The sequence below is a fragment of the Brevundimonas aurantiaca genome, assembly GCF_014199955.1.
GTDB classification, from domain to species: Bacteria; Pseudomonadota; Alphaproteobacteria; order Caulobacterales; family Caulobacteraceae; genus Brevundimonas; species Brevundimonas aurantiaca.
The window spans coordinates 1-14,600 of record NZ_JACHOQ010000008.1 but is presented as its reverse complement, the minus strand read 5'-3'; the positions used below and the strand labels follow the sequence as shown (position 1 = coordinate 14,600).

General features: G+C 66.6%; 11 protein-coding genes. 8 read left to right on the top strand and 3 right to left on the bottom strand.

Annotated elements, in window-relative coordinates; translation table 11 throughout:
• Positions 1 to 40: 40 nt before the first annotated feature.
• The 3 genes from lldD to GGQ93_RS13140 are packed head-to-tail and all read right to left on the bottom strand — an operon-like array spanning position 41 to position 2,754.
• Positions 41 to 1,174 carry an FMN-dependent L-lactate dehydrogenase LldD gene (lldD, locus tag GGQ93_RS13150; protein WP_183217629.1) on the bottom strand — a complete coding sequence of 378 codons (1,134 nt, stop codon included), beginning with the start codon at positions 1,172 to 1,174 and terminating at the stop codon, positions 41 to 43.
• Between the two features lie 9 nt (positions 1,175 to 1,183).
• The gene (gene lra1, locus GGQ93_RS13145; protein WP_054765023.1) at positions 1,184 to 1,945 is read right to left on the bottom strand and encodes an L-rhamnose 1-dehydrogenase Lra1; all 762 of its coding nucleotides are present in this window, start codon (positions 1,943 to 1,945) and stop codon (positions 1,184 to 1,186) included.
• A gap of 29 nt (positions 1,946 to 1,974) precedes the next feature.
• Complete coding sequence (locus GGQ93_RS13140; protein ID WP_152949725.1) at positions 1,975 to 2,754, bottom strand: IclR family transcriptional regulator; 780 nt, start codon at positions 2,752 to 2,754, stop codon at positions 1,975 to 1,977.
• Between the two features lie 167 nt (positions 2,755 to 2,921).
• Between GGQ93_RS13140 and rhmD the strand changes: the two genes are divergently transcribed.
• The 8 genes from rhmD (at position 2,922) to GGQ93_RS13100 (ending at position 14,554) form a co-directional block, all read left to right on the top strand.
• Entirely contained in the window at positions 2,922 to 4,115 is a 1,194-nt protein-coding gene (rhmD, locus tag GGQ93_RS13135; protein WP_183217619.1) for an L-rhamnonate dehydratase, read from the top strand.
• Between the two features lie 19 nt (positions 4,116 to 4,134).
• Positions 4,135 to 4,998 carry a 2,4-didehydro-3-deoxy-L-rhamnonate hydrolase gene (locus GGQ93_RS13130; RefSeq protein WP_183217617.1) on the top strand — a complete coding sequence of 288 codons (864 nt, stop codon included), beginning with the start codon at positions 4,135 to 4,137 and terminating at the stop codon, positions 4,996 to 4,998.
• Positions 4,995 to 5,747 carry an SDR family NAD(P)-dependent oxidoreductase gene (locus GGQ93_RS13125; RefSeq protein WP_183217615.1) on the top strand — a complete coding sequence of 251 codons (753 nt, stop codon included), beginning with the start codon at positions 4,995 to 4,997 and terminating at the stop codon, positions 5,745 to 5,747. The genes GGQ93_RS13130 and GGQ93_RS13125 overlap by 4 nt, the downstream gene beginning before the upstream one ends.
• Positions 5,748 to 5,756: 9 nt before the next feature.
• A complete protein-coding gene (locus tag GGQ93_RS13120) occupies positions 5,757 to 6,659 on the top strand; it encodes an amidohydrolase family protein (RefSeq protein ID WP_183217613.1) in 903 nt (300 codons plus the stop codon).
• A gap of 62 nt (positions 6,660 to 6,721) precedes the next feature.
• Positions 6,722 to 7,999, top strand: coding sequence for a sugar MFS transporter (locus GGQ93_RS13115; protein WP_183217611.1), 1,278 nt, complete (start codon positions 6,722 to 6,724; stop codon positions 7,997 to 7,999).
• Complete coding sequence (locus tag GGQ93_RS13110; RefSeq protein WP_221233714.1) at positions 7,999 to 10,278, top strand: hypothetical protein; 2,280 nt, start codon at positions 7,999 to 8,001, stop codon at positions 10,276 to 10,278. The genes GGQ93_RS13115 and GGQ93_RS13110 overlap by 1 nt, the downstream gene beginning before the upstream one ends.
• A gap of 23 nt (positions 10,279 to 10,301) precedes the next feature.
• Complete coding sequence (locus tag GGQ93_RS13105) at positions 10,302 to 11,750, top strand: oligogalacturonate lyase family protein (RefSeq protein ID WP_221233713.1); 1,449 nt, start codon at positions 10,302 to 10,304, stop codon at positions 11,748 to 11,750.
• A 155-nt stretch (positions 11,751 to 11,905) separates the two neighbouring features.
• Positions 11,906 to 14,554, top strand: a complete 2,649-nt coding sequence (locus tag GGQ93_RS13100; protein ID WP_183217610.1) for a TonB-dependent receptor — start codon at positions 11,906 to 11,908, stop codon at positions 14,552 to 14,554.
• Positions 14,555 to 14,600: the final 46 nt, after the last annotated feature.

Here is a 14,600-nt window from a genome sequence, read left to right as displayed (position 1 = left end):
ATGAGACGCAACCGCCCGCCGTTGGGCGGCCCCTGCGCCGTCACGCCACGATCAGAGTGCGATCCAGGGCGGAGACGGACTTGGCTCCCGTCAGGGTCATGGCCACGCGCATCTCCTTTTCGAACAGATCGAGAAGGTCGCCCACGCCCGCCTGCCCCCGCGCCGCCAGGGCGTAGATGAAGGCGCGCCCTAACATCACGGCGTCCGCGCCGAGCGCCAGGGCCCGCACCACGTCTAGGCCGTTGCGGATGCCGGAATCCACGAGGATCTTCAGGTCGCCCTGAACCGCGTCGGCGATGGCCGGCAAGGCCCGCGCCGAGGAGAGAACGCCGTCCAGCTGACGCCCGCCATGGTTCGACACAACGATCCCGTCGGCGCCGAAGGCCACGGCGTCGCGCGCATCCTGGGGGTCCAGGACGCCCTTGATGATCATGGGGCCGTCCCAGGCGTCGCGGATCCACTGAAGATCCTTCCACGAGATCGAAGGATCGAAATTGGCGCCCAGCCAGCCGATATAGTCGGCCAGACCCGTCGCCTTGCCCAGATATCGGGACACGTTGCCCAGGTCGTGCGGCCGCCCCCTCACCCCGACGTCCCAGGCCCAGGCGGGATGGGTCATGGCCTGGATCATGCGGCGCATCTCGGCGTTGGGCCCGCTCATGCCCGAATGGGCGTCGCGATAGCGGGCGCCGGGGGTGGGCATGTCGACGGTGAAGACCAGGGTCTTCACCCCCGCCGCCTTCGCCCTTTCCAGGGCGTTCTTCATGAAGCCCCGATCGCGCAGCACATAGAGCTGGAACCACATCGGCCGGTCGATGGCGGGCGCCACCTCTTCGATGGGGCAGACCGAGACGGTGGACAGGGTGAAGGGCACGCCGCGCGACGCCGCCGCCCGGGCCGCCTGCACCTCGCCGCGCCGGGCGTACATGCCTGTCAGGCCGACCGGCGCCAGGACGATCGGCAGACGCAGGGTCTCGTCGAACAGTTGCGTCTCCAGGCTGAGGCTGGACATGTCCTGCAACACCCGCTGGCGCAGGGCGACGTCGCTCCAGTCCTCGACGTTGCGGCGCAGGGTGTGTTCGGCGTAGGCGCCGCCGTCGATATAGTGAAACAGGAAGGGCGGCAGCTTGCGCCGCGCGGCCTCGCGGTAATCGCTGGGCGACGAGATGATCATGGGCCTGTCTTACTGGAAGTTGGCGAAGGCCCCGCCGTCGACCAGCAGGGCGGCGCCGGACATATAGCCCGCCATGTCCGAAGCCAGGAAGGCGACCACCGAGGCGATGTCCTCGGGCCGGCCCAGCCGACCCAGCGGAATCCGCCCTTCCATATAGGTCCGCTTGGCGGGATCGGACAGGTCGTCCTTATTGATGTCGGTGGCGATGGTGCCGGGCAGGACCGAGTTGCAGCGAATGCCGTATTGGCCCAGGGCCACGGCGCAGGACTGCATCAGACTGTGAACCCCGGCCTTGGTCGGGGTGTAGTGGGTCTGCATCTCGCCGCCGACCAGGGCGGAGATGGAGCTGATCGCCACGATGGCCCCGCCGTCGCCCTGCTTCACCATCTGGTTGGCGGCGGCCTGGGTCATGAAATAGGCCCCGTGCAGATTGACCTCCATGGTTCGGCGCAGGGTCTCGACCGGCATGTCCAGGAAGGCGTGGAAGGGGCAGATCCCGGCATTGGAGACGAAGACGTCCACCCGCCCCAGGGCCTGAACCGACCGGTCGATGAAGTCGGCGGCGCTGTCCGGCAAGGCCACATCGCCGTCGACGGCGACGGCCCGGCGGCCCAGCCGCTCGATCTCGGCGACGACATCTGCGGCGGCCTCGGCGTCGCGAAAGGTGTTGATCGCCACGTCTGCGCCCTGGCGCGCGGCCTCGATCGCGGTCGCCCGGCCAATGCCTCGCGACGCCCCGGTGATCAGGACGACCTTGTTCTCAAGCAGCATGGGGGCTCCAGCGGTTCTGTGGGTTTGGATCAGGTTTTGGGCGACCAGCCGAGGTCGGCGCTGATGGCGTCAGCGGCCTCCGTCACGGTCTTGGTCAGTTCGCTCATTCGCGCGTCGGACATGTATTGAGCGGCCGAGGAGACGCTGAGGGCCGCGACGATTCGGCCGTCGACCGAGCGGATCGGAGCAGCGACGCAGCGGATCTGGTCTTCGTTCTCCTCAAGATCGAAGGCGTAGCCCTTCTGGGCGTAGCCGCGCATCCGCTCCAGCCAGACGGCGCGCGCGGCCGAGTCGAACTTGGCGTCCGGCTCGGCGTAGAAATCGATCCACTCCGCCTCGGTCTTGTCCAGGATCAGCGCCTTGCCCAGGCCGGTCGAGGCGATGGGGTGACGTTCGCCCAGGCGCGAACCGATGTTGATGCGGCGACGCCCGGCCACCTTGTCCAGATAGAGGGCATGACGGCCGTCCAGCACGCCCAGATGCACCGTGTCGTCCGTGGCGGCCGACAGCTGCTCCAGCCAGGGCCGGGCGACGCGCGGCAGATGCATCTGCTGGCTGGCGGCGTGCCCCAGCTCCAGCAGTTTCGGCCCCAGGGAATAGCCCTCGCGCGGCCGGAACGACAGCAGACGACGCTCCACCAGGGCCGAGGCCAGGCGGTGGGTGGTGCTGCGGGTCAGATCCAGCTTTTCCGACAGTTCGGCCAGCGGCAGGGAGCCTTCGATCAAGGCGTCGATGACGTCCAGACCGCGCAGCAGGGTCTGGCTGCCGGACGCCTTGGCCCCCGCCTCTTCTTCACCTGCGACCTGCATGGTCTTGATTGACGCCGTTCGTCCCATTTCGTAATCCTCATTCTCAGAATGTAGCAAAACGCGCAAGTCGTCCAAAGCTATGCAGGGAACCTTGGCGTGTCGCAGGGAGGAAAGCCAGTGAAATCCCGAAATATGGGAGCGGATCGCCGCTTTTTGGCGGGTCCGCAATGAGCCGCCTGCCCCGGATCAAGCATGTCCGCGCCTTTGTCGTTAAGAACGACGGGACCGGCGGCGGCGCCGACTATCACGATCAGGGCGACGGCCACTGGATCGACGACCATATCGCCACGCCTATGGCGAAATATCCCGAGTATCGTCAGAGCCGCCGCAGCTTCGGCATCAATGTGCTGGGCACGCTGGTCGTCGAGATCGAGGCCGAGAACGGCGTCGTCGGTTTCGCGGTCACGACCGGGGGCGAACCCGCCGCCTATATCGTCGAAAAACACCTGGCCCGCTTCCTGGAAGGCCGCGATCCGTCCGAGGTCGAGAAGATCTGGGACCAGATGTATTTCTCCACCCAGTATTACGGTCGCAAGGGTCTGGTGGTGAACGCCATCTCGGGCGTCGATCTGGCCCTGTGGGATCTGTTGGGCCGACTGCGCCAGGAGCCGGTCTTCGCCATGCTGGGCGGGGCCGTGCGCGACGAACTGACCTTCTACGCCACCGGCGCGCGCCCCGACAAAGCCAAGGAATTGGGTTTCATCGGCGGCAAGATGCCCCTGCACCACGGCCCTGCCGAGGACGAGGAGGGCCTCAAGAAGAACCTCGCCGAGCTGGAGGCCATGCGGAACGCCTGCGGCGACGACTTCTGGCTGATGTTCGACTGCTGGATGGCGCTGGACCTGAACTACGCCACCCGCCTGGCCCATGAAGCGCACAAACTGGGTCTGAAGTGGATCGAGGAGGCGCTGAGCCCCGACGACTACTGGGGCTATCAGGCGCTGAAGAATAACGCCCCCAAGGGGATGCTGGTGACCACCGGCGAGCATGAGGCGACCCGCTGGGGCTTCCGCATGCTGCTGGAAATGGAATGCTGCGACATCATCCAGCCGGACGTCGGCTGGTGCGGCGGCGTCACCGAACTGCAGAAGATCTCCGCCCTGGCCGATTCCAGAGGCGTGCTGATGATCCCGCACGGGTCCAGCGTCTATTCCTACCACTTCGTTATCACGCGCCATAACAGCCCGTTCGCCGAGTTCCTGATGATGGCTCCCGGCGCCGACGAGGTCGTGCCCATGTTCCATCCGCAGCTGATCGGCGAACCCGTGCCGGTCAACGGCAGGCTCAAGGTTCCCGACACGCCAGGCTTCGGCGTGGAGCTGAACCGCGACATCGCCCTGCACCGCCCCTACGCCCGCTAGTCGAGAGTCCCCCCGTCTCATGAAACTGCTTCGCTACGGCCCCAGGGGCCAGGAAAAGCCCGGCCTGCTGGATGCGGAGGGCCGCATCCGAGACCTGTCCGGCGTGGTCGCCGACATCACGCCCGACCAGCTGTGGGGTGAAGGTCTGGCCGCGCTGAAGGCCGTCGATCCCGCCGGCTTGCCGGTAGTCGAAGGTCAGCCGCGTTACGGCGTGCCGGTGAACGGCGTGCGTAAATTCATCGCCATCGGCCTGAACTTCGCCGACCATGCCGAGGAATCCAACCTGCCCATTCCGTCGGAGCCCGTCGTCTTCGCCAAGGCGGTGTCCTGCCTTCAGGGACCGAACGACACGGTCGTCATCCCGCGCGGCTCTGAGAAGACCGACTGGGAGGTCGAGCTGGGCATCGTCGTCGGCAAGCGCGCGTCTTACGTCGAACAGGCCGACGCCCTGGATCATGTGGCCGGCTATGTGCTGATCAACGACGTGTCCGAGCGCGCCTTCCAGACCGAGCGTGGCGGCACCTGGGACAAGGGCAAGGGGTGCGACACCTTCGGTCCGGTCGGCCCCTGGATCGTCACCCCCGACGAGGTCGGCGACGTCCAGAACCTGGACATGTGGCTGGACCTGAACGGCAAGCGGATGCAGACCGGCAACACCCGGACCATGATCTTCGGCGTCGCCGAGATCGTGTCCTACGTCAGCCAGTTCATGACGCTGGAGCCGGGGGATCTGATCACCACCGGCACCCCGCCCGGCGTGGGCCTGGGCCAGAAGCCCGAACCCTTCTACCTCAAGGCCGGCGACGTGATGGAGCTGGGCATCGACAAGCTGGGCAGCCAGCGTCAGGCCGTGGTCGCCTGGTCCAGGGATCTGGTCGCATGAGCGCCTATGAAGGACGTTTTGCGGGCCGGGCCGCCGTCGTGACCGGCGGCGCCTCGGGCCTGGGCAAGGCCGCCGCCGCCCGCATCGTCGCCGAGGGCGGCCGGGTGGTGCTGTGGGATCTGAACGCGGACACGCTTAAGGCCGCCGCGACTGAGGTCGGCGCCGTGACGACCGTGGCCCTGGACGTGGCCGATCCCGAGGCGGTCGCGTCGGCGGCCGAGATCTCGAACGCGGCGCTGGGCGGCCGCATCGACATCCTGGTCGCCTCCGCCGGCGTCACGGGCGCCACCGCGCCGGTGCAAGAGTTTCCGATCGACAGCTGGAAGCGGGTCGTGGACATCAATCTGAACGGCGTCTTCTACTGCTGCCGCGCCGTCGTGCCCTTCATGCTGGCGAACGGCTACGGCCGGATCGTCAATGTGGCCTCGGTCGCGGGCAAGGAAGGCAATCCCAACGCCAGCGCCTATTCGGCGTCAAAGGCGGGGGTGATCGGCTTCACCAAGTCTCTGGGCAAGGAATTGGCCGGCAAGGGCGTCATCGCCAACAGCCTGACCCCCGCCACCTTCGAAAGCCCGATCCTGGAGCAACTGCCCCAGAGCCAGGTCGACTATATGCGCTCCAAAATCCCCATGGGCCGCCTGGGCGAGGTCGAGGAAAGCGCCGCCATGGTCTGCTTTATGGCCTCCGAAGAGTGCAGCTTCACCACCGCCTCGACGTTCGATACGTCTGGCGGGCGCACGACCTACTGAGTGCACGCGGTGGGCTCGGATCTCCGCATCGTCGATTCCCACGTCCATCTGTGGGATCTGTCACGGGCGCGCTACGGCTGGCTTCAGGACGATCCCCTGCCGAACAATCCGGCGGGAGACATGTCGCCCATCGCCAACGCGAACTATCTGCTGGACGACTATCTGGCCGATACGGCCGGCTGGCGTGTGGAAAAGATCGTTCACGTCGAGGCCGGCCAGCCGGTAGGCCGGCAACTGGCCGAAACAGACTGGCTACAATCGCTCGCCGATGACACCGGTTATCCACACGCGATCGTCGCCGGCGCCGACATGCTTGACCCACACCTGGACGCCCTGCTGGAGGCTCACGCCGCCCGCGCGAACGTACGCGGCGTGCGCCAGATCGTCTGCTGGCACGAGGATCCGCTGAAAACCTATACCGACCGAGACCTGTTGCGAGATCCGCAGTGGGTGGCAGGCTTCGCGAAACTGGCGCGGCACGGCCTGTCGTTCGACCTCCAGCTCTATCCGTCGCAGATGGCGACCGCCGCCATCATCGCCGCGCGTCACCCCGACATTTCGATGATCGTCAATCACGCCGGACTGCCGACCGACCGCGACGCGGCGGGAATGGAGCGCTGGAAGCGGGGTCTGCGCCTGCTGGCCGCCCAACCCCAGGTCTCGATCAAGATTTCCGGCCTCGGCATCACCGACCGCGCCTGGACCCCCGACAGCATTCGCCCCGTCGTCCTGGAGTGTATCGACGCCTTCGGGACCGAGCGGGCCATGTTCGCCTCCGACTTCCCGGTCGAGCGGGTCCACGGAACCTTCGACGCCTTCTATTCCGCCTTCGACGCGATCACGGCCGACTTCTCGGCCGAAGAGCGCGACCGCCTGTTCGCCGCCAACGCCGAGGCGATCTACCGCATCTGACACCCACCCGCCGAGGCCGCGAAAAGACGGCCAGGCCCGCGAGAAACACCAGGAGAGCCCCAATGGTCATCGAGACCGACGCCGCCCACACCCCCGGAGGTCTGGCCCAGCCCTCAGTTTCGGGGCCTGCCGGTTCCTTGAAGGGCCCGCTGGCCTTCGCCATCGCCTGCTTCCTGATCTGGGGCCTGGCCTATGGCCTGCTGGACGTGCTGAACAAGCATTTCCAGGAGACGCTCAGCATCAGCCAGGCCGACAGCGCCTGGCTGCAGATCGCCTATTTCGGGGCCTATCTGCTGCTGTCGATTCCGGCCGGCATGCTGCTTCACGCGCGGGGCTACAAGTTCGGCATCGTGTCGGGCCTGGCCGTCACCGCCGTCGGCGCCCTGCTGTTCATCCCGGCGGCGGGCGCGGGGGCCTTCCTGCCCTTCGTCGGCTCGATGTTCGTTCTGGCCGCCGGCCTGTGCATTCTGGAAACCAGCGCCGACACCTACGTCAACGTCTTGGGCGATCCGGCCAAGGCGTCTCAGCGGCTGAACCTGGCCCAATCGTTTAACGCCCTGGGCGTCTTCTTCGGGCCGCTGATCGGCGGCGCCGTCTTCTTCAGCCCGACGACGACCCAGGCTCTGGGCGGGGCGACCCGCTCGATCCAGATCGTCTACGGCCTGATCGCCGTCGGGGTGATCCTGTTCGCCCTGGCCGTCTGGCGCGCCCGCCTGCCGGAGACTGGCCTGTCGGACCACGGCTCGGCCGAGGGCGACGTTCCCGCCCTGCCCCTGTCGAAACAGCCGCACTTCGTCGCCGGCGTGATCACCCAGGCCCTTTATATCGGCGCCCAGGTCGGCATCGGCGCCTATTTCATCAATCTGGTGACCCACAACTGGCAGGGCCTGACGTCGCAGCAAGGCGCCTTCATGCTGTCGCTGGCGGCCATCGGCTATCTGGTCGGCCGCTTCTTCGCCACCGCCCTGCTGCTGAAGATCAGGCCGCGCGCCCTGCTGACGGCCTATGGCCTGATCAATGTCGTCCTGACCCTGGTCGTGGCGGCCGGGATCAATATCGTCTCGCCGGTCGCCCTGATCGCCGTCTTCTTCTTCATGTCGACCATGTTCGCGACCATCTTCGCATTGGGCACGACCGGGCTGGGCGCCGCCACCAAGCGCGCCTCGTCCCTGATGGTCATGGCGATCGGCGGCGGCGTGCTGCTGCCGTGGCCGATGGGCAGGATCGCCGACCTCTACGGCGCCAACGTCGCCTTCCTGATGCCTGCGGTCTGTTTCGCGGTCGTCGCCTGGTACGGATGGAAGGGCGCGGGCTTGGGGCTGAAGGCGGAGGCGAAGTAATGGGTTTCCGCGCCGCCCTTCTCGCCTTCACCCTGATGGCCGGCCCCACCGCGGCCTGCGCCCAGACAGTCGCGCCCGTCGCCGTCGCGCCTGTCGCGCCGATCGACCGACACGCCCTGGTCACGCGCCATAATGTGACGCTGACCTCGATAGACCCTCATGCGCCGATCATGCTGGGCAATGGGACCCTGGGCTTCACCGCCGACATCACGGGGTTGCAGACCTTTCCGGAACAGTATTCGGAACTGTCCCCCCTGCTGACCATGGCGCAGTGGGCCTGGCACAGCTTTCCCAATCCGAACGGCTATACCGAACAGGACGGCCTGATCGACGTGCCCGTGCCGGGACGGGGGGAACAACCCTATGCCTGGATGAAGTCGTGGGCGGTGGCCGAGACCCAGCCCGCCTACACCTGGCTGCGGGCCAATCCGCATCGGTTCTCTCTCAGTCGCATCGGCCTGACCTTCGCCGACAGCAGGCCGCTGGACTTCGCCAAGGTCGCTCACACCCGCCAGACGCTGGACCTGTGGTCCGGGGCCCTGACCAGCCGCTTCACCTATGACGGCCAGCCGGTCGAGGTCGTCACCCGCGTCCACCCGAGCCTGGACATGGTTATGGTCGAGATCGTCTCCCCCTTGGTCTCCACGCGAGGCCTGGGCGTTCAGGTCCGCTATCCAAGCGTCGCCCCCGCCATCAATCCCGATCCGACGTCGTTTGACGCCTCGGGAGCCCAAAGCCTGACCGTCGTCGCCCAAGACGCGGGCGACGTCCGCATTCGCCGCACCCTGGACGACACCCGCTATTATTCGGGCATCACCGCTTCCGGTGAGATCGAGCAAACCGGCGCCGACGCCTTTCGAGCGGTCGCCGCTGGTCGCGACCGGCTGACCGTCATGGTCCGCTTCGATCGGCAGGACCGAGCGCCCGCGACACCGGCCTACAGCGCCGGCGTCCAGGCGACGGCCGCCCATTGGAACGGGTTCTGGACCCAGGGCGGCGCCGTGGATTTCAGCGGCTCCACCGATCCCCGCGCACCCGAGTTGGAGCGCCGCGTGGTCCTGTCGCAATACCTCTCGGCCCTGAACGGCGCCGGCGAACTGCCGCCCCAGGAAGAGGGTCTGTTCTCCAACAGCTGGTACGGCAAGTTCCACCTGGAAATGCACCCCTGGCACGCCGGCTGGCAGGCCATGTGGGGCCATGCCGACATGCTGGAGCGGAGTCTGCCCTGGTATGTCGGCCATCTGGACCAGGCCCGCGCCGAGGCCGCCCGCCACCGGGTCAAGGGCGCCTGGTGGCCCAAGATGGTCGGACCCGAGGGCCGCAACAGCCCCAGCCTCGTCTCGCCCTTCATCATGTGGCAGCAGCCGCATCCGATCCTGCTGGCCGAGCTGGTGTGGCGATCTGAGAGGGATCCCGCCGTACTGGATCGATACGGCGAATTGGTCGAGGCCACCGCCGACCTCCTGGCCTCCTGGCCCATAGAACGCGACGGCCGGCTGAACCTGGGACCGCCGATGATTCCGGCGCAGGAAAACTATGATCCCCTGACCACGGTGAACCCCGCCTTCGAGGTCGAGTATTTCCGTTGGGGGCTGGAAACCGCGCAGGCCTGGCGCGAGCGCAAGGGCCAGGCCCGCCGCGCCGACTGGGATCAGGCCCTGGCCAGGATGGCGCCGCCGCCGATGAAGGACGGCCTCTATCTGCCGGTCGAAAACGTGCCGGACTTCTGGGAGACCGCAATGTCCGACGCCTGCCGCAGACACGCTGCGGCGGCTCAATGCAAGAACCGCGACCACCCCTCCTTCCTCATGGCGTACGGCTTCATCCCAGGCGCTCGGATCGACCCGGCCGCCATGCGCCGCACCTTCGAAGCGGTGGAGCGGAACTGGGACGTGCGTCAGACCTGGGGATGGGACTTCCCCATGATGGCCATGACCGCCGCCCGCCTCGGTGAACCCGACAAGGCCGTGGACTGGCTGTTCGCGGACCTGAAGAACAATCAGTGGGGCGTCACCGGCATGACCCCGCGCGTCCATCTGGACGAGCACGCCGACGAGCTGGTGCCCGTCTCGGCCGGCGCCGGCGGAGTCCGGATGGCCGTCAATCCCGACGGCCCCGGCTATCGTCGCGCGGCGGAGACCTACTTCCCGTCCAACGGCTCCTTACTCATGGCTGTCGGCCTGATGGCCGCCGGATGGGACGGATCCAGCGGCCATGCGCCCGGCTTCCCCAAGGAGGGCTGGACCGTGCGGGTCGAAGGCCTGACGCCCGCCCCCTGAACCCGAAAGACAGGATCGCCCCCATGACGACCTCCAGACGCTCCGCCCTGAAGGCCCTGTTGGCCGCCCCCGCCGCCGGCGTGCTTGCCGGCCAGGCCCAGGCCGCGACGACCCAGGCAGGGCCGCCCCAGGCCGGGCCGGCCGGCGCGCCGGTCTTCCCCGCGCCCAACACCGCCCCGCCCATTCATCAGGCCAGCGAGGCGCCGCCGCCCTGGCCGACCTGGGAGGGGCCGGTTCCGACCGACTGGATCGACCCCAAGACCGGCCATCGCATTGTGCGCCTGTCCGGGGACGAGGGCGGCAGCAAGCTCTACTTCTACCGCAACAGCTTCACGCCCCAGGGGGATGTTCTGCTCTTCTCCTCGCCCCAGGGCATCATCAAGGTCGAGCTCGACAACGGCTTTCGACGCTCTGTGCTGGTGGCCGACCCGGACGCAGACCTGATGGTCACGGGCCGCAGGACGCGGACCGCCTACTATACTGTCTCTGATGCCGGCGAAGGCCAGCCCACCGATCGGCCGCGCACCCTGTTCGCCGTCGATATCGACACGGGCCGCACCCGCCGTCTGGCCCGGATCGAACAGGGCCAGTTCAGTTCGATCAACGCCGACGAGACCCTGGTGGTCGGGACGGTGGCCTATGGCGACGCGCCGCTCCAGCCCGACGCCGCCGATCCGCGCAATCGCCGCGCAGGACAGGCCGAGTACGCCGCCGTCGGCCCCGACGGCCGCCCGCTGAACTTCGCCAAGGCCAAGGGCGTGCGGATGCTTCAGCGCTGGGCCGCGCGCGTGCCGATGGAGTTGTTCGTCATTGATCTGCGCACCGGTGAACGCCGCGTCGTCCATGCGGCCAGAGACTGGCTGAACCATCCGCAGTTCTCGCCCACAGACCCTGAGCGCATCATCTTCTCGCACGAAGGGCCGTGGCACCGGGTCGATCGCATGTGGACGATCAAGACGAACGGCACGGACCTGCGCAAACTGCACCAGCGGACGATGAATTTCGAAATCTTCGGCCACGAGTGGTTCAGTCCTGACGGACGCCAGGTCCTGTATGATCTGCAGACGCCGCGGGGTCAGGTCTTCTGGGTGGCGTCCGTGGACCTTCAAACCGGAAAGCGCGTCTATCGCCGGCTGGAGCAGAACAGCTGGTCGGTGCACTTCAACAGCTCGCCCGACGGGAGCTTCTTCGCCGGCGACGGCGGCGACGCGGACATGGTCGCCCATGCGCCGGACGGCAAATGGCTGGTGCTTCTGCGCCCCGAACCGGTGGTCGATCATGACCCCGAAAGCGATCAGGACGACCTGATCTCGGTCGAATATCTGCGGACCGAGCGGCTGGTGGACATGGGCCGCCACGACTATCGGCTGGAGCCCAACGTCACCTTCACGCCGGACGGACGGTGGGTGCTGTTCGTGTCCAACATGCACGGTCGCAATCACGTCTATGCGGCCTCTGTCGCCCGAAACTGAGAGGGCGCAAACCGGTCTTGCCCGGCTAACTCCGCCACGTATTGCAAAATACGAGAAGCTGTTGCACAAAACGGTACGTTGCGCGTCCGATCATGTGCGACGCCATACCAAGAAATGACACCGGTGCCACAGACGCCGGATGGGGAGAGAACAGGATGCAACGGATCAACCTCCGCAATTCGTGCGCCGTCGGCGTATCCCTTGCGGCGCTGTCTTTGGCGCTGCCGGCCGTTGCGCAAACGGCGCCGCAGGAGCCCGTGCCGACAGGGGTCGCCGATCAGCCAGCAGCCCAGGTCGAGGACATTGTCGTCACCGGCTTCCGCTCCAGCCTTCAGCAGGCGCTGAACATCAAGCGCAGCGAGGCCGGCGCCGTGGACGCCATCCTGGCCGAGGACATCGCCGATTTTCCGGATCAAAACCTGGCCGAAGCCATCCAGCGCCTGCCCGGCGTGACCATCGACCGGGTGAACGGCCAGGGCACGACCATTTCGGTCCGGGGCCTGAGCTCGGACTTCACCCGCACCCGCATCAACGGCCTGGAAGCCCAGGCGGCGTCCGGCGGCAGTCGCAACCGCAGCTTCGACTTCTCCATGTTCGCCTCGGAGCTGTTCAACAGCATCAAGGTCCGCAAGACTCAGTCGGCTGAGATCGAAGAAGGCTCCCTGGGCGCCACGGTCGATCTGCAGACCGGCCGGCCGATGGATTTCGGCGGCAGCGGCCTCAACTCGGCCCTGTCGGTCCAGGGCTCCTATAACGACCTGTCCGAAAAGACGGTGCCGCGCCTGGCCGGTCTGTTGAGTTGGACCAATGAAGACCGCACCTTCGGCGCCCTGATCTCTGCCGCCTATTCCGAGCGGTCGCCGATCCTGGAAAGCTTCAACACCACCCGCTGGCAGCGGGGCGACGCGAGCCGGCCCTACGGCGTGGGTCAGAACCTCGGCGGCTGCATCCCTTGCACCACGGCGGCCCAACGCACCGAGGTGCTGAACGCCTTTTATCCGCGCATTCCGCGCTACACCTTCGGCAACACCCAGGAGGACCGCCTGGGCGTGACCGCCGCCCTTCAATGGCGGCCCAGCGCCCGCACCGAGGTGGCGCTGGACCTTTTGTGGTCGCGCCTGAACTCCGAACTCGAAAGCCCGAACCTGGAGGCCTGGTCTTTCAGCCGCGCGGCGGTGAACAGCGTCGTCGTGCGCGACTATGCGATCGACGCCTCCAAGAACGCCTTCTCCTACGGCGTGTTCGACAATGTCCTGGTGCGGTCGGAAAACGGCTTCACGCGAAATGAAAGCACCTTCGCCCAGGCCTCGCTGAACGTCCGCCACGACTTCACCGACCGGTTCCGCGGCAATCTGAAGCTGGGCGCCAACAAGTCGGAGGCTCGCACCCCGCTGAACGTCGCCTACGCCTTCGAGCAGTCGGATGTGGACGGCTACACCATCGACTTCCGAGGCGACGACCGTCTGCCGCTGATCAACTACGGCTTCGACACCACCTCGGGCGAAGACTTCACCCTGATCCAGGCGACCCGCAGCACCAGCGGCGGCGACTTCGACAACCAGGTCGCGGCCGGCGCGCTGGAATACGACTGGTCCGACGCGGTCACCTTCAAATTCGGCGGCGAATACCGCACCTATGGTTTCAGCAACTTCGGTGTTTCGCGGGCCAACACCGCGACCGTCGGCGCGGACCGTCTGACCGGGGTCGACTCCATCGGCAAGGTCGTCAGCATCGACGGCAAGATCGGCGTGCCGGCGGGCTCCAGCCTCAACTTCATCGTGCCTGACATCGGCAAGATCGCCGACTTCCTGAGCGTCTATGACGACCCCTTGACCCCCAACCGCAGCGAGCGGGAAGTGGACGAAACCGATCAGGGCGTCTTCGTTCAGACCGACTTCAACACCCAGCTGGGCGCCGTGACGGTGCGGGGCAACGTCGGGGTCCGCTACGCCCGGACCGAGGTCGAATCCAAGGGCTGGCAGACCATCACCACCCCGGCCGGTCCGACCTATGAATACGTCACCGCCAACAATGACTATGACGACGTGCTGCCGTCGTTCAACCTGGCGATCGAGCCGCGCGAAGACCTGGTGATCCGGCTGGGCGCGGCCAAGGTGATGTCGCGGCCTTCGCTGGGCGATCTGACCCCCGGCGGCGGCGTTTCGCCCACCACCCGCACCGTCTCCTACGGCAATCCGCTGCTCGATCCATTCCGCGCCACCAACTATGACATGTCGGTCGAGTGGTACTTCCAGAACGAGGGCCTGCTGGCCGCCGCCGTCTTCTACAAGGACATCGACAGCTTCATCACCTCGGTGACGGAATCGATCGTGTGGAGCGACCTTGGCCTGCCGGACGAACTGCTGCAGGGGGCGGCGCGCCCGACGGACGTCTTCCAGGTCACGCGCAAGCTGAACGGCCAGGGCGGCACGCTGCACGGGCTGGAGATTCAGTATCAGCAGCCGTTCACCTTCCTGCCTGGCTTCTGGTCGAATTTCGGCTTCATCGGCAACTTCACCTATGTGGACTCCGAGGTCGACTACGGCGCCGCCGGCAAGAACCGCCTTACGGGCCAGTCCAAGAATACGGTCAACGCCACCCTCTATTACGAGAAGGGCCCCTTCCAGGCGCGCACCTCGGCCGCCTATCGCAGCAGCTATCTGATGTCCTTCCCAGGCAGCAACGGCAACTCCGAGGAAGGCATGAACGACACCGTCTATCTGGACGCTTCGATGTCCTACGACATCACGCCCAATGACGTGACCCCCGTTTCTCATCCAGCCATAACGAGAGTCCTTTGGTGATCTGAACTGGGGTTGGTGGGGTTGGCAAGAGGCCGTTCAGCGTAGC